Below are 20651 nucleotides of genomic sequence, written 5' to 3'. Positions count from 1 at the left end.
GATCGGATCAGTGTCCAAGTTTGCCAAAGGTACGAATGAGATGCAGGAACGGACTTCCGCCGAGAATGACGAACATGGCCGGAAGTAGGAACAATACCATCGGAATCGTCAGCTTGGCGCCCAGCTTGTGCGCTCGCTCCTCCAGCTTAGTAATGCGATCGCGCCGGAGGTCCGAAGCGATCGTGCGCAGAGCCTGACCCAGGGGCGTTCCGTATTGCAGGCTTTGGCTAACCATAGTGCCGAAGCGGCGAAGCCCATCCGAGGTCGACGCCAATTTCTCGAATGCCTCGACGCGACTTGGCAATATCCGGAGATCATCGAGAAGACCATGTAAGACGCGGGCCATTGCGGGGTTAGACTGGTTCATTTCTTCGGCTACGCGCTGGAGCCCACTCTCGAGGGCCATTCCCGCCTCGCTGCATACAACCAGCAAATCAATCGCATCAGGCGTGCCCAGCCGGATGGCAGCATCAAAACGCCGTCTCAACACGAACAATATGAGTCGCGGCCCCATGATGCCGATCACCACGCCAAACAGCGTGAAGATCAGCACATCGCCCGGTGATCTTCCCGAAACCTGCGCAGCAAGGAAAACCGCAACAGGGAACAAGAACATGCTGACGATCTTCACTCCGATCCAGATCGGCAACGTTCGGTAATGATTGAAACCTGCCGATTGCAAGATTGCTCGCAGCTCTTCCAGATTTTCCTCGGCGTAGAAGCTCCGATACCGCGTGCCGATCGAGGAAAACCAACCGATCACGTGTTGGGAGCGTATCGGTCGGTCAGGGATCCCCAGCACGGCATTCGAAACCCGCGTGTTCAGCGTGCGAAGGTGGATTTCGCGGATAATCAGTACGAAGGTTGCAGCCGCGGCAGTGATGGCGAGGGCCACAAAACCAAGGCCAGCACTCATAGCGCGGTCTCCCGTCTGATCATCCAGCGTATCACGAAGTGCCCGAGGAGCACCGAGCCGATCGCATATGCCAGAAGCTTGTTCCCGACGGGGTCATGGAATAGCAGATCGATTGTTTGCGGATTGATCCAGTATAGCAACCCACCTACGATCAGAGGTGCCAACGAAAGGGCGCGCGACGAGAAGATCACCTCTCCAGCGAGGGCCTTCGCGCGGGCAGCCAGCGCAACGCGCTGAGTTACCGTTTCTGCCAGCGTCTGCAACGTTTCGGCCAGGCTGCCGCCTGACTTCAACTGGACGGCCAGCGTGACCGCAAACATCGCGTACTCCGGTACTTGTGTTCGCTGATAAACTGCTTCCACGGCCTCCTCTGGAGACCTCCCCAGAGCCAATTCGCTGCAGACGATAGCAAACTGCCCGGCCGTCGGCTGCGGCATCTCGCGAGCGATCGTGCGAAATGATTCATTCACAGGTAGCCCGGATCGAACGGTGCTTGTCACTAGCTGGATCGCGTCAGGTAGCTGCCGGAAGAGTTGATCGACAAAACGCCGTTGTTGCCATCCAAGGAGACCTCGCACCACCACAATCGCCACAATCGCAGCCGCGATCGACACGTAGAGCGTAGAAAATCCAAGCAGACGGTTAAAATAGAAGATCGCTGACGCCGCGCAGATGGCGGCCCCCGCCACGTAAGCCGGGTGCCAAGCGTAAACTATGCCCGAGCGGTAGTTGGCCAAACGATGCAGAAACCGCGAGCGGGTGCCACTCTCCAGACGGCGAATCGAGGGCAAACTGGCCGGATCTGAACTTGGCAGAGCTGTCGTGAGCTGGCGCTCCATCCGGCGCTGTCGTGCGTCCAGCCACAACGACACGGCTATCGCACACAGCAGGAGCGCCAAAACGGCAACGATCACTGATTGCGGTATCATATATGCCTCATAGCTTCGTCCCAGTCCCGATCGAGCCCGTAATAGACAAGACGGCTCTTGAATTTCGGGACCGCGTGAGTGGACCTATATGCACCCGATATGCGGCCGTGGACGTCCTCCTCCTGATACTCGAACGCCGCGATGTCGTTGGTGGTGATCACATCGCCTTCGAGGCCGATCACCTCGCTGATCTGGATGATGCGGCGCTGCCCGTCGCGCATGCGTTCCACCTGCACGATGAGATCCAGTGCCGCGACGATCTGGGACCGGATCGCCCGCGACGGCAGATTGACCTGCCCCATCTGCACCATGTTCTCGATGCGGGTCAGGGCGTCGCGGGTGCTGTTGGCATGCACAGTGGAGATCGAGCCGTCATGGCCCGTGTTCATGGCCTGCAGCATGTCGAAGGCTTCGGCGCCGCGGACCTCGCCCACGATAATCCGGTCGGGACGCATGCGCAGGGCGTTCCACAGGAGATCGCGCTGGGTCACCTGCCCGGTGCCTTCGAGGCTCGGCGGCCGCGTCTCCAGGCTGATCACGTGCGGTTGCTGGAGCTGCAGCTCCGCCGCGTCCTCGATTGTAACGATGCGCTCCCTGGGATCGATGAACTGGCTCATGGCGTTGAGCAAGGTGGTCTTGCCCGAGCCAGTGCCGCCGGAGACGAGGACGTTCAGCCGCGACCGGCCGGCAATCTCCAGCAATTGCGCAATGGCCGGGGTCATCGAACCGTTTTCGACCATGCCGGCCATGTCCAGACGGCGGCTCGGAAATTTCCGGATGGAAATGCAGGGGCTGTGGACCGCGAGCGGCGGCAGGATGATGTTGACCCGGCTGCCGTCCGGCAGGCGGCAATCCACCATCGGACTGGATTCGTCGACGCGCCGTCCGACCTGGGCCGCGATCTTCTGCGCCACCGAGGCGATATGGTTATTGTCGCGAAACCGCACCGCGATCCGCTCCAGCTTGCCGCTTCGCTCGACATAGATGTTGCTGGGACCGTTGATCATGATGTCGCTGATCGATTGGTCGAGCAGGAGCGGCCGGAGCGGGCCGTAGCCGGTCATGTCGTCCGCGATCTCGTCCGCGAGCATCATCTGCTCGCGGCCCGACAGTTCGAGCCGGTCCTGGTTGGCGATACCGTGGATGATTTCCTCGACCTGGCGCCGCAGGATATCGCGCGAGACGGTTGCCGCCGCGGCCGGATCGATCTGCTCGATGACCCGTTCGCGCAGCGAGGCCGGCATCACGGGGTGGTGAACCGGCGTGTCCTCACGCCTTGGCACGATTGCGGGCGTCGCGGCAGGCACGCTTGGGGGCGGCGACGGCAGACTTGTCGTCGCAGCAGGCGCGCCAGGCACTGGCAAGGGCGAGCCTGCCGCCAGTGCGGGCAAACGATCCGGCATATCGTCCGGGCGTCGACCGAACTTCTTCATAGCCCGAGCAGCCTCCTAAACCGGCCCTTGCGCCCGGCACCGATGCCCGTGATCTCCCGGACGATCGGAGCAAGGTGGCGCCGCAATCTCCTGACGTGCTTGAGCGCGGGGATGCCGAGATTGACCGCCTGGGTCATGCCCTTGCCGAGGTCCGGAATCACCATGTCCGGTTCGGCGCCGAGGGCCTTGACCATGGTCGCCATCGGAAGCCCGCCGGCGCGATTGGCACGATTCAGCAGCGTGAACACCCGGTCCTTGCCGGCGATGTTGGTGACCGCGGTGCGCAGCGCATGGGCGTTGCGCAGTCCGGTCACCTCGGCTTCCAGCAGCACCAGTACGTGGCGCGACAGTTCGATCACCGAATGCATCGACGGCGGGAACGGCACGGGCATGTCGATGACAATATAGTTGAAGCGCTGGCGGAGCAGGCCCAGCACGTGCCGCACCCCCGCCTCGGTGATGTCGAGCTGCGCATCCAGCTCCTCATCGGCGGAAATCAGGGACACCCGCTCGTTGACCTCGATGGCCGCGCGCTCGATGAACAGCGTGTCGGCGCGCATTGGGTTTTCCAAAGCGATCCGCAGCCCCGGCCCCGGCCGAACGCCGAGCATCACGGCAGTCTCGCCGCCCTGCAGATGCAGATCGAGCAGCGCGACCTTGGCCTTGGTGGTCTCGGCGATCTGCAGCGCGAGATTGATGGCGATGCTGGTTGCGCCGGCACCGCCTTGCGCGCCGCAGATCGAGACCACATGCCCGCCGCGATCGGCCGCAACGTGCGACACGTCGCCCAGCAGCTTCGGGCGCAACTGGTCCAGCACGATATCCCGCGTCAGCGGCTTCGGGAGGTACTCGGTCAAGCCGAGCTCCATCAGCTCGCGGTAGAAGGTGATCTCCCTGTTGTCACCGACCAGAGCCACATGGACGTCGGGCGGGCAGACGCCGGCCAGGCGTTCCAGCTCGGGAAATGGATCATCGATGCCGCTGATGTCGGTCACCAGGGCGAACAGGTCGGTATCCGTCTCCAGCATCTTGATGGCATTGCGGATCGTGCCGTGCCTGATGGTGACATTGCTGCCTTCGAGACCCTTGCCGAGAGCGCCGGCGCTGATCTCGTCATTGACGAAACAGACGATCCGGTTGCGCGTGACGACGGATGTCGTATCCTGGGGCGGAGTGATCACGGCCAAATTCATCAGCGTTTCTCCGGCTGCCTGGAAGCGTAGCCAATTGCGCTGGCGGTGCGGCTGGCAGCGTCCGATCCATCGCAGCTCACGGCGGTGTCGCCGTCTTCGGCGTCCTGCTTCCGGACGGTGTACTGCTTGACCTCGCCGCCGGAATGAACCACCACCGCCGTCCGCTGTCCCGCGATCGCATTCTGGCGCGCAAGCTCGGGCGACACGTCGCAGCTCGAGATCGAACCCGTGTCTCCCTTGTCCCACTGATCGATGGCGGCCCGCACCGCCAGAGAGAGCGTTCCGAGCTGCTTGGCGACCGTGACCTTCTTGACCTGCTCCTGCGTCAGCTCCAGCGACACCGTCTGCGGCAGCTTGCCGGTCACGGAGCCAATACCGCGCCCGCCCTGCACGATCTCCTGGTCGATCGCGATGACCCGGACATTGCGCAGGACGGTCTCGCTCATCGCGCGACGCGCGGGATCCGCCTTCTCGAACACCTGGGTCAGCACCACGTCGACATGATCGCCCGGCCTGACCAGGCCCGAGACGCCGGATTCCTCGTCGACCTTGATGCTGATGGCCCGGCTGTCCGGCGCCAGCACGCTGGCGAGGAAGCCGCGGTCCCGGGGGCGCAGGATATCCTGCAATGTGATGGGGCTGCCGGCTTCGACGAACCTGCGCACCAGAGAGCCGGGCAGCCCGGCCGAGGAGTCGGGGGTTTCAAGGATCGCCCCCGTCGGAACACGATCCGGCGCCACCTGGCGGAGCGTGAAATCCTCCTGGCGTGCCAATGTGCCCTTTGGCAGCGGTCGTGCCGCGATGAAATATCCGACAGTTGCTGGCGCCGCCGGTCCTCTTTCGGCGACCTGCACGGGGACCTGTCTCGGCAGGTTCATGTTGTAGGCAATGAGCCCGAGCGCCGTGGTCGCGAGCAACAGCACCATGATGATCGAGATGCGCAAAGCGGATGACATGTCAAAATCCTCGACTGAAAATGGCCCAGATGCCGCCGCAAGCGATGGCAACTCCGTAAGGCAACGGCGCATGGCGCAAATGGCGCCAGCGCTCGACCGCGTAGACGCGGCGCGCGAACGACGATCCGGCTGGCGCCAGTTTTGGATATGGCAAGTTGCGCATCACCAGATGCGCCATGGCAAGAACACCGCCGGCCATTGCCGTGATGGTCAATAGCTGGATCACCCCCGTCAGCGGAAAACCAATCGTCACGGCAGTCAGCAGCTTGACATCGCCGCCGCCCATCCATCCCCGCGTATAGATGATCAGCAGCAGCAGGAAGAGTATCGCAGCAGCGATCAGCGATTGAGCAAGTTGCACCGGACTGCCGATTTGACTGGCGATTCCAAGGAGCGCCAGCGCCAGGCAGACCTCATTTCTGATCAGTCGCGTCGCGACATCAAGCGTTGCGACATACAGCAACAACAGGATTTCAAGAATTGAGGCTATGTGAACAATCCAACTCATAAAAACGCGCCTCAGAAAAAAATCGCCAGTCCAATATCCCCTAGTCAGACGATCGTATAACCTCCCCCCGCAGCGGTATGCTGATCGCTTCCACTCAACGGTTGTCTAGGGCACCGCACTTGCGCCGGCGACGCCAACGCTGGGTGTGACAATTTGAAGTCTCAGGGGGGCATACAGCCCAGTTGCCCCCCCGAATTGATTGCAACGCACGCTTAGGCGGGAAGCTTGGCGATGATCGCGTCGAGCCCAGCCTTCAGAGCTTTCCCGATACCAACCGTAGTGTCAGTGCTGAACACAGCAGCGACCGCGGCGACCACACAAGCAGCGACGATGATGTACTCAAACGACACTACGCCCTTCTTGTCCGCGCGGAGCTGCTTCAGGGCTTCGGTGGTCTTGATGTAATATTTCAACATAGGAGAAAATCCCTCTTTACTAAGATTAACTGACCATTACCGTTGGCAGGCAAAAATCGCCAACTGACTAAAACTCTAATATTTCGCCTGAAAGTTGTCACCTGCTAATCGTTTTTTAACCTTACTTAGGGCGTCCGGAAAAATACCGCCTGGAACCCGGGTAACGCCGGCAGTTAAAGAGGCAAAACCCCGTTAAAATGCGGGTTAACTGCACCTGCCGCAGGCAACCAGCCGCGCATATGCCAGAATGAGCGGCAGACCGGCTGGCGAAAGACGCGGCCAGACAGGTCGCGCGAGTCAGCAACAACGACGATTTATCATCGCCCGGCGGCTTGCCAGGGGCGTTGCACCGACGCGGACCCGAATTTCCGAAGGGCCGCAGGCGCCAACGCCTATGCGTCCAGCGCCGCGGCCGGCCCTGCCGGTGTATTCCTCACCGGGACTCCCTTGGCGGCGCGGCGCTGCTGCCCTCGCTCCGCTGCTGGGCCTCAGGTGTCGCCCCGTAAGGCAGCGGCTTGGCATCGGGATCGGCACGACCACACGAGCGGCTGGTGCAGAAAAAGCCGACATAGTCCTTGACGTCGGCCCGATAGATTTTCACCAGCCCTTGGGTCTGGTCCACGATGATGTTGGAGCGGTGGACCACCTGACCATCCGCGGCATAGGCCGTCATCATCACGCGACCGGCTTTCAGGCCCCGGATCGTGAAGACGCGATCGGTTTCCGGAATGACCTGCGCGATGTCCTCGACGGAAAGGGAGAACCTCGCCACCGGCTGATCCAGCGTGAAGGTGCGGGCCTGCTCGGCCCGAAGCTCGATCGTCTCGGTGGCGACGATCTCCTGCATGCGCTGCGCGCTTGCGGTGCCACCGACGCAGAAGGCAAAGAGCGACAGTAACGCCGCCGGTAAAATCATTCGTTTCATGAAAATTCCTCCCGAGAAACAGGAAGCTCGTAACCGCAAAATGCGCGGGCGGTGAAGACTAGCATAGCCGGCCGCCGCAGTCTCTTTGGTGTTGATCCCGGGGGCCTCGACCTTGCGTTTCCACCGGGCTTGGGAGAAGCTGAATTTACCGGGCGGGTGGGGACAGGCATGCGCATTTACTTCGGTTTATCCGTTTTTATCATTTGCTTTGTCGTTTGCTCCTGGATTTCCGCCGGCGGCGCGCACGGACAAGCCGCGTACCTGGTCGATGAGAGACCCTGCCCCGACCTCGATCCCCGCCTGCGGCAGCCCCGGGACAATGAGTGGTGCGACTACGTTACCAAGATCAAGCGTTGCGACGGCGATCTGGCCGAGCGCCTGTTTCAGCAAAGCCGGGCCCCCGCCTATCTGATTTCCGAGCTCGGCACGGAGCATCCTCGCCGGCTGATCTGCCATCCGAACGAATGAGCGTGGTCGGCGGCAACCTGTCGCTTACGTGGCGCATTGCGATTGGGGCAGTGTTACGGACGTAAACTTCCGAAAATCATTTCGCGCTGGCATTTACAGCCCGCCAATTGGCCGTTTATCGGTGCGACTCGGAAAGTTTCCATCCCTTAAATGGTTATTTATCCCGGATCGGCCGCCTCCGTTGCGGCCCGGTTCGAGAGAAAACGGAAGTTTGGCTTCGGCAGCACGCGGCCGTCCTGATCGGACAGGGCCTTGACGTGCTCGCGCGTGTGCTTGGCCTCGGCGATCAGCAGGCAGCGCCGCAGCTCCTCGCTGCAGCGCTTTGCCTGGGCGCGCATCTGGCTCTTGTCATCAGCGGAGCTGGAGGATTTGGCGAGACTGCTCCATGTCGCTGCGAGCGACTTCTTGAGCAGCTCAATCTTGCGCTCCAGATCGTCCAAACGCTGCTCCGTCGATCCTCTTACGGATACACGCTTGGAACGGAGCTAAGCCGATTCTCCTGCTTCGTGAAACCCCGTAGCGGTACTGTCCTCTCGCGAGCCGCCTATGAAGCGCCGAGCCTGGTCCAGACGGCATGGACAACGAGGAAAACGGACAACGCCGCCAAGAGCCACCCCAGTTCGGTGCCCATCCGGCGCTCGGCAAATTCAAGATTGGGGTCGCTCTCGCGGCCGAACGGGACCTCCGGGACCGGCCGTTGCGGGCGACCGGCTCGTCCAGCGGCGCGCCGCAGCAGCCGACGAACGATCGTCTCCCGCTCGACAATGCTGCCTCTGTCAGGATCGGCCGGCATCGTCAGCTCTGTCCGGCCTTACGGGAAGGTCGCCTTTGCATCAAGGACATGAGGCGCGCCAGGCGGTGCACGCGGCGAACGCTGTCGGAAAAGCGGGCTGCGGGCGTACGGTGCCGAATGTGGAAGACAAGCTTACGAAGCCGACCGAGCATGATGTCCCTCGCATATGACAGAGCGCATGAGGATGTCCTGCAGCAGACCAGCGAGCGGCTAGCGCGGCAGACGTGGTGATCTGACATAGCGCGTCAGGACAGGCGCGCTATGGGCATTGGCGAGCACCCGGACGCTGACGGCCTGGCGCTTGCCGGACCGCTGATCGGGAGCCAGATTGTAGCTCACCCGGGCACCGGCCTCGGGGGTGAGGCCGGGAGAGAATGATTTGAGATGAAAGAAAATGTCGGTGCCGCCGGAATCCGGCCTGATGAAGCCGAATGCCCTGTCGCCGTGATATGTCTTGATCGTACCTTCCAGCATCTTGCAACCTTTTCAGCTCGATCGTGTCAACCAACGCCGGGAAAACGGACGCGGCATTTGAGCCCGGCGGGAAGCGCGTAGTTCGGATTTGGCAATTCAAGGCGAACGCCGATCGTCCCGCTCGCCGCATCGAAAACCTGATCGACGACGGTCACCAGCGCGGAGTATCTGCCTCCGACCGGCTCCTCGGGATAAACCTCCGCCGACGCGCCCACACGGATCTTTCCAAACTGGCTGAGCGGAACGTAGACCTCGACCAGCAGCGGATCGATTTGCGAAACCGTCAGCAGATGGGCCTGGTCGAACGCATACTCGCCCGGGCCCAGCTTGCGCTCGACCACGACGCCGTCGATGGGGCTCCGGATCGTGCGCAGCTTCAGCACTTCGTTGGCGCGCGCCACCTCCAGCGCCGCGAGAGCAAGGTTGACCTTCGCTTCCTCGACGTCCTGTTCGGCCACCCGCGCGCTCGTCTCCGCCTCATCGGCAACCGCCGCCGAGACCGAGTCGTTCTTGCGCAATAGCTTGGATCGCTCGTCCTTTCGCCGCTGGAACTCGAGCTTGGCGATGCTCGAGCGAACCGTTGCCTCGTTTTCGGCACGGGCTTTCGCCAGCGACACCGCCGCCTGCTCGACCCCCGACTCGAGGCGAGCCACGACGTCTCCCTTCTTGATGATGTCGCCACGGTCGACCAGCATCTCGCTCAGGAGGCCCGGCACCGATGTCCCGAGCTTGAGCACCATTTTCGGCTGGATCAGGCAATCGAATTGCCCCTCCGGTTTTCGCTCCTGCGCGTTGGCGCATCCTGCTCCCGCGGCGAGCGAGACGGCCAGAATGGCGAGAAATGCTCGAGCTCGTTTCATTCGCCCCTCCCCGAAAACGCAAGCACCCGGTCGAGCCGGCGATCCAGCTTCACATTCTGGACGCGCACATAGCCATGTCGCCGTTCCGCCTGGAATTGAGCCAGCCAGCGCAACGACTTGTAGACTCGCAGCGGAACGGGAATCCGGCTGCCGACAAGTCGCGCAATCAGGCGCGTCATCGATCCTGCATGGATCATGAACACGTCGTCCTGAAGTGAAACGATGGCCTCGCAGCTGCCGGGATCGCCCTGTCGTGCGCAGCGACCGAACAGCTGGCGATCAACCCGCCGCGAATCGTGGTACTCGGTCAGGATGACATGCAGGCCGCCTCGCGCGGCAACACTCGGGTCAAGCCGGATATCGGTGCCGCGGCCCGCCATGTTCGTCGCGACCGTCACACGCGCGGGCTCGCCGGCCCTCGCGACCACTTCCGCCTCATCTTGGTCCTGCTTCGCATTCAAAAGCGCGTGCGCGATGCCACGTGCATTCAAGGCGGCGCTGATCTCCTCGGACGCCCCGACCGAGCGCGTGCCGATCAACACCGCCCTGCCCTCGGCCACAGCCAGCCGGTCCACCCTGTCGGCAATGATCCGCAGCTTCTCGGCCGGGGTCGTGCAGACCAGAGGGGACGCCACGCGGCGTTGCGAGGGCCTGTTCAGCGGGATGCGAACGACATCGAGTCCGTACACGGACTTGATCTCCCGAGCGACCTCACGGGCGGTCCCCGTCATTCCGGACAGGCGAATGTAGCGACGAAACAGGCGTTGATAGGTGATGCGGGCGAGCGTCTCGCGCCGCTCTGTCAGCTCGCAATCTTCCTTGACCTCGATCAGTTGATGCAGGCCGCGCTCCCAGGAGCGGTCGGGCATAACGCGTCCCGTCGACTCGTCCACGATCTGCACCTTGCCGTCGATGACGACATAGTGCTGATCGCGGTTGAACAGCATCATCGCGGAGAGGGCCTGGGTCACAAGCTCCTCGCGAGCGCGAATCGAACTCCAGACGCCTTGCAGCCCCTCAGCCAGCCCGCCGATCTCCCGGCGCCCCTCCTTGGTCAGCGCCAGACTTCGCTCTGCGAGATCGATCTCATAGTGCTCACCCGCAACAAGACCGCTTGCGAATTCGAGCGCCTGCTCGCACTGCAGTCTTTCCTCGCCGGCCCCCGTCGACGACGACAGGATCAGGGGCGTGCGCGCCTCATCGATGAAAATACTGTCGGCTTCATCGACGATGCCGAAATAAAGCCCGCGCAGCACGAGATCCTCGTCACGCTGCAGGCTGCCGCGCAGCCGCTCGAGCGAGAGATGCAAACTGGTGCTGCGGTGCGCCAGAGCTACACGGTCGCGCAGATAGTCGAATGCTAGCTCCTTGTTGGTGCAATATGTCACCGAGCTCGCATAGGCCCGACGTCGGTCGGCTTTCGGCATGCCCTGCACCACGGCGCCCACACTCAGGCCCAGGAACTCATAAAGCGCCCTCATCTCGCCTGCGTCACGTTGGGCAAGATAATCGTTGACGGTGATGAGATGCACGGGATACCCGGCGAGCGCCACGGTCGCCGCAGGCAGCGTCGCGGCGATGGTCTTGCCTTCTCCGGTCGCCATCTCCACCAGTCTGCCCTTCAGCAGCCCGAATCCTGCGATCAGCTGGACGTCATAGTGCCGCTGACCGATGGTCCGCGACGCCGCCTCCCGCACCAGCGCAAAGCATCGGCCGACGAGAGGCGGCGTGAAGCCCGAATTCCGCAGCTTCGCACGGACACTGGACACCTGCACACGCAGTTCTTCGTCGCTCATGATCCGCAGGGCGTTCTCGTGTGCGGCGGTGTACTCGACGATAGGCATCAAGACGCGAACGGGATCCCGCAGCCCCTCGAACGCGCGTCCGATCAGACCCTTCGCCAGATATTCAGCCACCCGATCGTGGACCGCCGGCTCGCGGTCCGCGCGCTCCGGATAGGGACGGCCAACCGCCAGTTCGCGGTGATCGAGTTCCATAGCGCTTTTAGACATGGAAGTTCGTCAACAATAGCAGTCTGAGGCTGCGATACCATTGCACCGCCAGTGGCTCCATCCGATGTTCGAACCGAACGAAGACGTGCTGGCCGAAATGGTCCACCGCCTCCAGACCCTGAAGCGCGATGTCGAATTGAAAGGTCCGCTGCAGCGTCTTCGGCCCCTTCGCATCGCGCGGATCAATGGCGAAATCCCCGCCCCCCTCCACGCCCAGTGCCGCGCTGGGCAGATATTCGCCGCCGGCGGGCACCGCCCGCAACACACGCCCCACCAAGATCAGGCGCGGCTGGTCCACCGGACGGACCTGAATGTGATCGGTGGTAATGCGTACCCTGTCGACCGCCTCCTGCGGCACGACGACACGCGCCAGCGGCGTCGTGTTTCCGACGACGTAACCGAGGAGTTCGCCCCGACGGTAGTAGCGGCCGGGCATATCGACCATTTGCGGCACGACGAACACGCCATCGCTGCGCGCGCGAGCCACGAGGTCGGACGCGCGCTCACGGGCGAGGTCGAGATTTGCGCGCTCGAGTTCAAGTTTGTCGCGAACAATCTGCGCCTTCGCGCGATCCGACACGAACTGCGCTGCATACTCGGCCTGCAGCTCCGCCACTTTGGCCTCATTCCTGCGCAGTTGCGCAACGAGTGTCGGCTCGCGGCTCTGGATCAGCGGATCGCCCTGCGCGACCTGCGTTCCTGGCGTAACCAGAAGTTCATGGACGAAGCCATTCGAAGCGGCGCGTACCATTGCTTCTTCAGGCAGCCACAGCACTCCCTCCACGTTGGAATGGTAGGGCATCGGGACAGCGAGCAGAAAGACAGCGAGGCCCAGCACGAGACCGGCCGCGATCGTGACAGACCGGGCGCGGTGCTTGCGCAGGCGGGGGTTTTCAACGAGATGCCTCACCGCCTTTGCAACGGGCAGGATCGCCATCGCCCCCACCGCCCAGACGGCAAGAATGACGCCAATGAAGAAGAATTGCCCCGCGATGAACAGCGCGATCAGGATCGTCACCATGATGCGATAGACGGTCGAAGCGAAGCCGTAGAAGAAGAACCACGCCCGCTCCACGCCAGTCGCATCGGGACGCTCCAGATCGGAGACGCCGAGCAGGTATCGCTCGATCAGATAGCCCCAGTAGCGCGCCGAGCGCGCCGCCAGGTTGGGAATCTCGATGAGGTCGACGAGGATGTAATAGGCATCGTAGCGAAGCAGCGGGTTGCCGTTGAACAGAAGCGTCGACACGCTCGCGATCAGCATGACATTGAACAGGATCGCCCGCACCAAGCCCGGCTCGACCAGGAGCCACATATAGAATGCGATCGCCGCGACAAAGAGCTCGACACCCATCCCGGCGGCACCGACAAGCGCGCGCCGATACTTGGACCGGAACACGGTGGCGGCCGACGCATCGACGTAGGGAACCGGCAGCAGGACCAGCAGGATGATGCCGAGATCGTGGACCTCTCCGCCTCCGGCCTTGGTGGCGGAGGCATGCCCCAGTTCGTGCAACGCCTTGATCGCCGGAAAGACCAGATAGATGATGAACAGATTGTCGATGGCCAGGACGCGATCGCTGAAATTGTGGCTGAGCTCCGGCCAATGCGGCCAGACCAGAATGAAGGCCGGAAGCACGATTGCCAGCCACGCGATGGCGCCCCAGCCGCTCCAAACAAACCGTACAAGACCCGCCCAGCGATTCAGCAGCCGATCCGGATCAAACAGCGGGATGCGGATCGCCATGGGATTGCCATAGGACCGCAAATGGCGCGCCCTTTGCTCGCGCTCGCTGCGAGCGAAGAGCTCGGCGACGTCAGGAGTTACATCGCTTTCCAGCAGGTCGGCGGCATGCAGCTGGCCCAGCAGCTGAATGAGCTCGTCCTGGCTGGGCGCGTCCTCGCCGAGGTGCCTGTTCGCGAGCTCCCACAGTTGTTCGACGGAATGCGTTCCGTCCATGAGCGAGACAATCAGCCGGGCCGAAGGGCTGAAGCGATGCACCCGCGATGAGGCGGGGTCCTGCAACAGGTACCAGACCTCGCCACGATATATGTGCCGATGCAATCGTGCATGCGAACGCAGCTTCGGCTTTCGCGCTGCGACACGATACCACCAATTGCTGAGTAACGGCGCGTTCACCATGACCTCGCAATCAGAACAGCCATTTCCAAATCGACAGACGGACCCAGTCTGCAAAGTTGTGCGTCCAGATCCAGATCAGCTTGCGCTCGCCGACATCGACCTTTCCAACGCCCTCCATACCGGGTCGCACGCGTTCGGATGCATTCTGCAGCCGCGCTTCGACCCGGAAATAGTTGCGGCCCTCCTGGGCTGTCGAGACCGGCGTCATTTGCTCGACCGAGAACTCCATCCGCCGGTGCGGGATACCCGAGAGGGTCAGTTCACCCTGTTGACCGAGCTTGACGTAGGAAATGTCCCGCTCCTCGACCTGCAGGATGACGCGATAGCTGTCCAATGGCGCGACCGTGAAGAGCATCTTGCCCAATTCGACGGGCGTCCCGAGGAGCTGGTGCAGGTCGCCCGCGACGACGACGCCATCGAATGGAGCCAGCAGCGTGGCGCGAGCGAGCTTGTCGGTGACCAGCGACAGCATGGCATCGACCTGCTCGATCTGGGCCTGGAGGATCGTCATGCTCGCACGCTCTTGGGCAGCCAGCGCCTGCCGATATTTGCGGTCGAGCTGCTCGCGCTCGGACGACAACCGTGTTTGTTCGAGCTTGAGCTCCCGGTCGTCGAGCTTGCACAACACCTGCCCGGCATGCACGGTGTCGCCTGCGCGGACGAAGCTTTGTGCGATATACCCGTCGAACGGTGCCGCGGCGATCCGCTGGACCTCACCTTCGATCACTGTCTTTGCCGCCACACGATACGTGCCCGTCGCGACACTGAAGAAAAGGATGACGCCGACCAGCAAAAGCGCGATCAGCTTCGCGCCGGGATGACGCGGCCCGAACAAGAGCTCCAGGCCATGGTGCAACGAGGTCGCGGCATGACGCAGAACGCCACGTTCGCTCTCTCGCTTGAGCTTCAGGATCGGACCAAGCAAGGCGCCAACGGTCTTGCACAGCTCGATGGTTTCGATGTCGAACGGCTCGCCCGCGGCCCGTTCCAGGGTCAACACGCCGGTTGCATGCCCGCCGTCTGAGAGCGGCACCGAGCAGACCGCAACATCCCTGTACTCGCGTGCGAGATCGGCATGCGCGAGTGCCGCGCGCTCCACGTCGTCGCGCGGGGGATACACGAGCGCGACGTCGAGGTCGAGCACCTCGTCCATGGCGTTGCCGATGCGCCGACCAAGATCCATTTTGGGATCGAAGGTCGCGGTATGCGAGATCGCCTTGACTTCAACGCTGCCTGAACGCTCGAGCCCGACGCTCACCCGATCGCACGCCAGACGTCCTGCAAGTTCGTTGGCCACAGCTAGCGCCGCCGCCGAGAAATAGCGCTCCTGCATGGCAGTCGCCACGATATCCATGGCGAGTCCCATTCGCGCGAGCCGTGCGTCGCGTTCCTCCAGCGCGCCCTTGCGGAACTGGTCAATCAGCCAGGCGCTCGCCCAATGCAACAGCCGCAAAGCCCGCTGCAGCGCAGCTTCCGGGCCGGGCCCGATATCGAGCACGACGACCCCGTGCAAAGTGCCGGACACCTCAATTGGATAGCCGATAAAGGCGTGGTGCTCGCGCAAAGCCCCATGCCCCTCCGAGGGCAGCACGATTCCGCGGCGCTCGGTCAGAGCCCGTTCGGCCGCCGGGCTGAGATATTGCATGTCCAGGCCGGGGTGCGGCCACACCGCCGCCGGCACGTAGCTGCCATCCTTGTCGGGCCCCAGCAACAGCAGCCCGCCGCCGACCCGCTCGACCTGCATGCAAAGGATCGCGAGCCAGCTCGCGCAAAACTCGGCACTGTCCTTGGCTGCCGAGAATTTCGCCCAAGCTATCGATTCGGCGCGCGCTGCGTCCTCGGTGAAGGAATAGATCGGGGACGCAGTGGTCATGGCTACTCATCGCCCTCGGAGCTATGCCCGCGATGCTGCAGTAACGGACAGCATCGCGGCGCGCGCGACGGAAGCGCCGATGAGGCGTCACAATCACACGGGGACACGGTGTGATCCGTTCTCTAGGCGGACGCTCTCGCCCCATTCAGGCGATCGCCTGCTTCCGCCTCCGCGGTACCGTCAGGTCCGACCGCCGGCGGAGCCGTCCCCTTCACGACCGCGAGCCGCGACGGAAGAGCCTGGAAGTTGCGCATCGACTGAAGGTGAAGATAGAGCAGCTCGAGCTCATCCGTCTTGGCGAGCTCGGCAAGTTTTTCACCGGGCAGAGCCTTCAGTTTCTCCCGGTTCACCGCCATGAACCCCGCGAGCGACAGCTTTTCGCCCGAGGCGAGCTCGACCTGTGCCTGCATCGGCTCGAGCAGATCGAGCTCGCGCACCTTGCGGCAGAAGGCCTGGGTGCGGTTGAACTGGGTCTGATATTCCTGCAGGAAGGTCAGGATGTTCTGGACATACTGGGTGGGCTTGCTGTCGTCATCGAACAGCTTTTGTCCGTGACCGTCACGGTTAAACCCCGAATAGGCCTCGTCGATGCACAGCACGAACCTCTCGCCGTCGGAGCTCGTCGAGAACACGAACGGATAGCGGCGGAGAAACGCCGGGACATATTTAGCGTCCCACTTGGAATCCTGCGACAGGAACAGGTTCTCGCTGTCTCGCACGCCGAGAATGACGGCCGGCATGACGTTGTCCTTGGTGCCGGCAAACACGATCGCATATTCCGATGCGGCAGCAGGAAATTCGACGGCCATCAAAGGCACCGAATTGGTCTTGCTGCTGAAGCCATAATTCCTGGCCATCTCGACGGCGCAGCCCCGATGCCGCGCGGCGGACAACGGAATAACGGTTTCGTAAATCAACAATTGGGCAGTCATTACTATGCTCCTTCCCTTGCAAATTCGGGCTCAGGCGTGGCCCGCACTATTCATCGACAATGGACGTACGCGGAGACCGGCGTTCGGATTCCACTGGGTCTTGTTCTGGCCCACGTGGTTAAGGAAATCGTCGAGCCACTCCTGCGAACCATTGGAAGGTCCCGAGGCGAGATGCTCAACGGCATCAAGACTATTATTCCAGTTTATGCTGGTTGTTTCCTTCGCGCTATTGATATTCCGCGAGGAGTGATGCTCCGGCGTAGAGAGATCGTCTTGCGAGACTGTCGCGTTCTTCGGGACGCCGCCCGTCAGGCTTGCCGACAGCGAGACGAAGGACTTGCCGGGATCCTCAGCTGCGCCGACGGACTTACGGAACTCGCCGTTCTGCGATGCGCTTGCGATCGGGCTCAGGAGGATATTCGAGATCAGCGTAATGCCGCTGGGCTCATCCGCCTTGGCAACCGCCGGAACCGGCAGCGCGATCGTCGAGGTGGCGGTCGCAAGCAGGTTGAGCGTCATCTGCGGCGCCGTTGCCTGAGCCGCAGTTGCTGTCTGCAGCACCGCAGTGGAAGTCGGCGCCGGATGCCCGGCAGGCTCCGGCAGCCGCCTTTCGCCCGCGCGCAAGGTCATGCCGGCCACGTCGTCGCCGAGGTCTTCCGGCATTCCCATGGCATTGCCCATCTCATGGACGATCGTCGTGAGCAGGTCCATGTGTCCGGCAGCCGGGCTTGACGATGCGGCTTCGAACACCTCATCGGACAGTCGGATCGCGAACTCCCGGTTGTCGCCAGGCGTCGGATCGACGAACCATCCCCAACCGGCAGCCTCGGCATCAAGAACGATCGTCGATCCCGTCGTCGCGCCCAACATTTGATCCGGCAGGTCGGCGATCAGGACCGTGACCTGATCGAGGATCGACAGACGCGGATCGGCCGGCCCAAGCGCGGCGGTCCAAGCCTGTTTCGCAGTCGCAACAATGGCCGTCAGCTGGTCGGCCGTCACGACGGCGACGTCGGTTGCCGGAGGCGCCACCAGCGCGGCCACCTGCGGCGTACCGCCACCGGCATAGGCGATGTCGTCGCCGCGGATCAGCACGTTGTCGAAGGACGCGTTGCCGTTGCGAGCGTAGAGCCCGAGGCCGCCGTCGTGCACCAGGACATTGTAGTTGAAGTTCAGGACACTCTTGCCGTTGAGCACGACGTTGACGTTGTTCGTCACGCCCTCGGACAGGGCTACGAGCAGACTGTAATCGGTCCCGGCGGCGATGGTCGTGCTTGTGACGGCGTCGACGTACCAGTTGCCGTTGCTGCGGTGTCCGAGCACGACCTGGTTGGTTCCAGCGATGATGCCGGCATAGAGGAAGTCGTTGGTCGATGTGTTCGCAAAGGTGATCCCTGCCGACGTGCCGGCCTTGGCCGCATTCACCGTCGCCGAGTATTCGACATAGGACAGTGGTGCAACCGCGAAGGCACGCGTGGAGAAGGCGGCATCGTTCGCCGGCGGAGCCGCAAAGTAGCGGCCGTTCGTCCCGCCGGTGGTGGTCCATGTTCCGGTCTGGGCCGCAAAGTTATTTGCGACGCCGTCCGAAAAATCTTCCAGCACATTGTAGGTGAAGCTGATCGGCAATCTCTGCACCGTGTACGAGGTGTACGCGGCGATGGAGTTGTTGGTGCCGACGCCGACCATTCCCGTGTTCAGCGGCGCGTTGAACGCATACGAAACCTTCAGCGAGCTCGCGGCCTTGCCGCCGTTTGCACTGGTCACCGTCAGGGTTGCCACGGTTCCGTTGACCGAGAGCAACAGACTGTTCTGCGAGTTCACGCCCAATCCGGGCTTGCCGGCGGAAAGTGTCGCAAGATCAGTCCAGCCGGCGTCTGAACGCTGACCGATCTTGATCAGGTTGTTGGTGACGTCGACACCCGCGTACTTGAAGTTGGTCGATCCCTGGTAGTCGAAGATGATGAAGCCATTCTGCAGGGTGCCACCGCTTAACACCTTCATGGTGGACTGGATTTCGAAGAAGTTGCCCGGCAGCCACATATCGAGGTCGAACAGGCTGACGTTGTCGCCGCTCACCTTCACCGTGCTGTTCTGGTAGGTGCTGTTGGTCACGGACCAGCTGCCGCTGTCGGCGAACATGCCGGTTACGGTGTTTGGTGCGTAGCTCGCGCTACGCAGCACGTCGCGTTGCGTGCCCGGCGTGTTGCCGGCCTGCGGATCGGTCGGGGCACCGGTTTGGGCGTGCCAGGCGGCATCCTGTTGCAGGACCAGACCGAGCTCGCCGGCCGGCTCGCCGTTGCGTCCCGGATTGGGGTCGTTGGGCTTGGTCGGCAGCGGCGGCAGCGCACCATTGTTCAGGTCGGAATAGCGTGTGGCATCGACGCCGTCGCTCAGAGACTCCGCATACAGGAAGTGGTGCAGGAACGGCTGCATCGTGCGGCTGACCGTGGCCATGCCGAATTCGGAGAACGGCACGAGATAGCTGTTGTACTCGCCGACCCAGTCGATGAGCCGGTCGCCGCCCGTATTGGCGATCAGAACGTCCTTCCCTGCTCCGCCGTAGGCCCGATCTTCATAGGTTGGCGCCGTCTCCGGAACGTTGTTCAGCCCGCCCGCCGTCGTCAGGTCATCGTCGGCACTGAGCAGATCATTGCCCCAGCCGCCATAGGTGTGGTCGCGGCCCGTGCCACCGACGATCCAGTCGTTGCCGTTATCGCCGAAGATATCGTCGTTGCCGTCGTCGCGGACCGGTCCATACGTCACGGACTGATTCTGGTTGCCCGGCGTCGTGCCGCCCGGCCTCAGGACGCCCTCCGTCTGGTCGAAGTTCAGGAACCATTCGAAGCCGGTACCCGTGCTGCTGGCAGTCCCGTCCGCATTGAGGAGAATCTTCCGCATCGGGTTGTTCTCGTCATACAGCGCGAACTCGCCGGTGCGGTTTGCAATATGCGGATGGGTGAACTTGCCGTCCGGATCCGTCGGATTGAAGCGAAGTGCGTCACCGGGATTGAACGGATGGTAGTAGTCGGTCTCGGCTTTACCCGTGAGATCGAGCGTCGTCGGGTTCTGTATCTGCGTGTAGGAGAGCTTCAGCGACTCGGCTCCCGAGATCGCATCGTCGCCCGAGCCGCCATGGATCCAGTCGCTGCCCAGGCCGCCGAAGATGATGTCGTCGTTATGCGACTTCGTCTTGCCGTCGCTCGCGGCGCCGTTGTTCTTGGTGCTGAGGACCGAGAAGTCGTCGCGGGTTCCGTCGAAGCTGGGGTCCGAGCTGAACGGCGTCAGGTCGACGGTCTTCTTCAGGGCGCCGCTCACATTGATCGTGTCGATCTGCATGTTGCCCGGCGTATAGATGTACTCGTTGAGCGCGTTGCCGTTGCTGTACTTCGGATCGGCGTCGCTGGAGAGCAGCGGAGCGATGCCGAAGAGCGGCTCGCCCGGGCTGGTGGTATAACCGGGTGTGCCAAGCGTGGCGCTCAGGCTGTTACGGCTGGTGTAGATCCGGCCGTCGTCGCCGATGATACCATCGTCGCCGGTACCGCCTGAGATCCAGTCATTGCCGTAACCGCCGATGATGTCATCGTTCTGGCCGTCACCGTACAGCCAGTCATTGCCGAGTTGGCCGTAGATGAAGTCGTCACCGGACTCGCCGTGAACCTCGTCAGCGGCGCCGATGTCATTCTTCACAATTGCCGGGTTGATGGGATCGGCTCCGTTGAAGTCCGGCCCTCCCGGAGAATAGTCGAGCAGCCGCACGGCACGCACGACGATCTTGGCTGTCTCGTCGTAAGGCGTCCCTTCCCCGGTGCTGGTATCGTAG

General features: G+C 62.6%; 18 protein-coding genes (1 of these 18 cut by a window edge). 1 reads left to right on the top strand and 17 read right to left on the bottom strand.

The window, feature by feature from the left end; translation table 11 throughout:
* Positions 1–7: 7 nt before the first annotated feature.
* The 8 genes from GGD63_RS10770 to GGD63_RS10735 all read right to left on the bottom strand — a co-directional run bounded on the left by GGD63_RS10770 (position 8) and on the right by GGD63_RS10735 (position 7267).
* Entirely contained in the window at positions 8–916 is a 909-nt protein-coding gene (locus GGD63_RS10770) for a type II secretion system F family protein (protein WP_183241572.1), read from the bottom strand.
* Positions 913–1845 (bottom strand): type II secretion system F family protein, encoded by a 933-nt coding sequence (locus GGD63_RS10765; RefSeq protein ID WP_183241570.1) that lies wholly within the window; start codon positions 1843–1845, stop codon positions 913–915. The genes GGD63_RS10770 and GGD63_RS10765 overlap by 4 nt, the downstream gene beginning before the upstream one ends.
* Positions 1842–3278 (bottom strand): CpaF family protein, encoded by a 1437-nt coding sequence (locus GGD63_RS10760; protein WP_183241568.1) that lies wholly within the window; start codon positions 3276–3278, stop codon positions 1842–1844. The genes GGD63_RS10765 and GGD63_RS10760 overlap by 4 nt, the downstream gene beginning before the upstream one ends.
* Positions 3275–4471 (bottom strand): AAA family ATPase, encoded by a 1197-nt coding sequence (locus GGD63_RS10755; protein WP_183241566.1) that lies wholly within the window; start codon positions 4469–4471, stop codon positions 3275–3277. The genes GGD63_RS10760 and GGD63_RS10755 overlap by 4 nt, the downstream gene beginning before the upstream one ends.
* Entirely contained in the window at positions 4471–5427 is a 957-nt protein-coding gene (gene cpaB / locus GGD63_RS10750; protein ID WP_183241564.1) for a Flp pilus assembly protein CpaB, read from the bottom strand. Before cpaB ends, GGD63_RS10755 begins: the two co-directional genes overlap by 1 nt.
* Before the next feature lies 1 nt (position 5428).
* Positions 5429–5935, bottom strand: coding sequence for a prepilin peptidase (locus GGD63_RS10745; protein ID WP_183241562.1), 507 nt, complete (start codon positions 5933–5935; stop codon positions 5429–5431).
* A gap of 212 nt (positions 5936–6147) precedes the next feature.
* Positions 6148–6351 carry a hypothetical protein gene (locus tag GGD63_RS10740; protein WP_183241560.1) on the bottom strand — a complete coding sequence of 68 codons (204 nt, stop codon included), beginning with the start codon at positions 6349–6351 and terminating at the stop codon, positions 6148–6150.
* 433 nt (positions 6352–6784) lie between these two features.
* Positions 6785–7267, bottom strand: coding sequence for a pilus assembly protein N-terminal domain-containing protein (locus tag GGD63_RS10735; RefSeq protein ID WP_183241558.1), 483 nt, complete (start codon positions 7265–7267; stop codon positions 6785–6787).
* 177 nt (positions 7268–7444) lie between these two features.
* On the opposite strand from GGD63_RS10735, the gene GGD63_RS10730 reads away from it, so the two are divergent.
* A complete protein-coding gene (locus GGD63_RS10730; protein WP_183241556.1) occupies positions 7445–7744 on the top strand; it encodes a hypothetical protein in 300 nt (99 codons plus the stop codon).
* A gap of 158 nt (positions 7745–7902) precedes the next feature.
* Here the strand turns inward: GGD63_RS10730 and GGD63_RS10725 are convergent, their stop codons facing one another.
* From GGD63_RS10725 to GGD63_RS10685, 9 genes are all read right to left on the bottom strand, one after another.
* Entirely contained in the window at positions 7903–8184 is a 282-nt protein-coding gene (locus GGD63_RS10725; RefSeq protein WP_183241554.1) for a hypothetical protein, read from the bottom strand.
* Positions 8185–8288: 104 nt separating this feature from the next.
* Entirely contained in the window at positions 8289–8537 is a 249-nt protein-coding gene (locus tag GGD63_RS10720; RefSeq protein WP_183241552.1) for a hypothetical protein, read from the bottom strand.
* A gap of 210 nt (positions 8538–8747) precedes the next feature.
* Entirely contained in the window at positions 8748–9011 is a 264-nt protein-coding gene (locus tag GGD63_RS10715) for a cold shock domain-containing protein (RefSeq protein ID WP_183241550.1), read from the bottom strand.
* A 26-nt stretch (positions 9012–9037) separates the two neighbouring features.
* Complete coding sequence (locus GGD63_RS10710) at positions 9038–9871, bottom strand: efflux RND transporter periplasmic adaptor subunit (protein ID WP_183241548.1); 834 nt, start codon at positions 9869–9871, stop codon at positions 9038–9040.
* Complete coding sequence (locus GGD63_RS10705) at positions 9868–11868, bottom strand: preprotein translocase subunit SecA (RefSeq protein WP_246785430.1); 2001 nt, start codon at positions 11866–11868, stop codon at positions 9868–9870. The genes GGD63_RS10710 and GGD63_RS10705 overlap by 4 nt, the downstream gene beginning before the upstream one ends.
* Before the next feature lie 7 nt (positions 11869–11875).
* Positions 11876–14026, bottom strand: a complete 2151-nt coding sequence (locus GGD63_RS10700) for a hypothetical protein (protein WP_183241544.1) — start codon at positions 14024–14026, stop codon at positions 11876–11878.
* A 10-nt stretch (positions 14027–14036) separates the two neighbouring features.
* Positions 14037–15899, bottom strand: coding sequence for an efflux RND transporter periplasmic adaptor subunit (locus GGD63_RS10695; RefSeq protein ID WP_210315728.1), 1863 nt, complete (start codon positions 15897–15899; stop codon positions 14037–14039).
* A 122-nt stretch (positions 15900–16021) separates the two neighbouring features.
* Positions 16022–16831 carry a SapC family protein gene (locus GGD63_RS10690; protein WP_183241540.1) on the bottom strand — a complete coding sequence of 270 codons (810 nt, stop codon included), beginning with the start codon at positions 16829–16831 and terminating at the stop codon, positions 16022–16024.
* Positions 16832–16861: 30 nt separating this feature from the next.
* Positions 16862–20651 carry the end of an LEPR-XLL domain-containing protein gene (locus GGD63_RS10685; protein ID WP_183241538.1) on the bottom strand. 24767 nt of this gene lie beyond the right edge of the window, so 3790 of the gene's 28557 nt are visible here — the last part of the coding sequence; its start codon lies off the right edge, out of view — the gene reads right to left on this strand; the stop codon is at positions 16862–16864.

It is taken from the genome of Bradyrhizobium sp. cir1 (assembly GCF_014198245.1).
In the GTDB taxonomy this organism is placed as follows: Bacteria; Pseudomonadota; Alphaproteobacteria; order Rhizobiales; family Xanthobacteraceae; genus Bradyrhizobium.
This window is presented reverse-complemented; position numbering and strand designations above follow the sequence as displayed.

What these genes read in the sequence shown, in the direction of transcription:
- cpaB (WP_183241564.1), bottom strand. Translation starts at nt 5,427, where the DNA reads ATGTCATCCGCTTTGCGCATCTCGATCATCATGGTGCTGTTGCTCGCG.
- GGD63_RS10770 (WP_183241572.1), bottom strand. Translation starts at nt 916, where the DNA reads ATGAGTGCTGGCCTTGGTTTTGTGGCCCTCGCCATCACTGCCGCGGCT.
- GGD63_RS10710 (WP_183241548.1), bottom strand. Translation starts at nt 9,871, where the DNA reads ATGAAACGAGCTCGAGCATTTCTCGCCATTCTGGCCGTCTCGCTCGCC.
- GGD63_RS10715 (WP_183241550.1), bottom strand. Translation starts at nt 9,011, where the DNA reads ATGCTGGAAGGTACGATCAAGACATATCACGGCGACAGGGCATTCGGC.
- GGD63_RS10705 (WP_246785430.1), bottom strand. Translation starts at nt 11,868, where the DNA reads ATGGAACTCGATCACCGCGAACTGGCGGTTGGCCGTCCCTATCCGGAG.
- GGD63_RS10735 (WP_183241558.1), bottom strand. Translation starts at nt 7,267, where the DNA reads ATGATTTTACCGGCGGCGTTACTGTCGCTCTTTGCCTTCTGCGTCGGT.
- GGD63_RS10745 (WP_183241562.1), bottom strand. Translation starts at nt 5,935, where the DNA reads ATGAGTTGGATTGTTCACATAGCCTCAATTCTTGAAATCCTGTTGTTG.
- GGD63_RS10690 (WP_183241540.1), bottom strand. Translation starts at nt 16,831, where the DNA reads ATGACTGCCCAATTGTTGATTTACGAAACCGTTATTCCGTTGTCCGCC.
- GGD63_RS10700 (WP_183241544.1), bottom strand. Translation starts at nt 14,026, where the DNA reads ATGGTGAACGCGCCGTTACTCAGCAATTGGTGGTATCGTGTCGCAGCG.
- GGD63_RS10720 (WP_183241552.1), bottom strand. Translation starts at nt 8,537, where the DNA reads ATGCCGGCCGATCCTGACAGAGGCAGCATTGTCGAGCGGGAGACGATC.
- GGD63_RS10755 (WP_183241566.1), bottom strand. Translation starts at nt 4,471, where the DNA reads ATGAATTTGGCCGTGATCACTCCGCCCCAGGATACGACATCCGTCGTC.
- GGD63_RS10740 (WP_183241560.1), bottom strand. Translation starts at nt 6,351, where the DNA reads ATGTTGAAATATTACATCAAGACCACCGAAGCCCTGAAGCAGCTCCGC.
- GGD63_RS10760 (WP_183241568.1), bottom strand. Translation starts at nt 3,278, where the DNA reads ATGAAGAAGTTCGGTCGACGCCCGGACGATATGCCGGATCGTTTGCCC.
- GGD63_RS10765 (WP_183241570.1), bottom strand. Translation starts at nt 1,845, where the DNA reads ATGATACCGCAATCAGTGATCGTTGCCGTTTTGGCGCTCCTGCTGTGT.
- GGD63_RS10730 (WP_183241556.1), top strand. Translation starts at nt 7,445, where the DNA reads ATGCGCATTTACTTCGGTTTATCCGTTTTTATCATTTGCTTTGTCGTT.
- GGD63_RS10695 (WP_210315728.1), bottom strand. Translation starts at nt 15,899, where the DNA reads ATGACCACTGCGTCCCCGATCTATTCCTTCACCGAGGACGCAGCGCGC.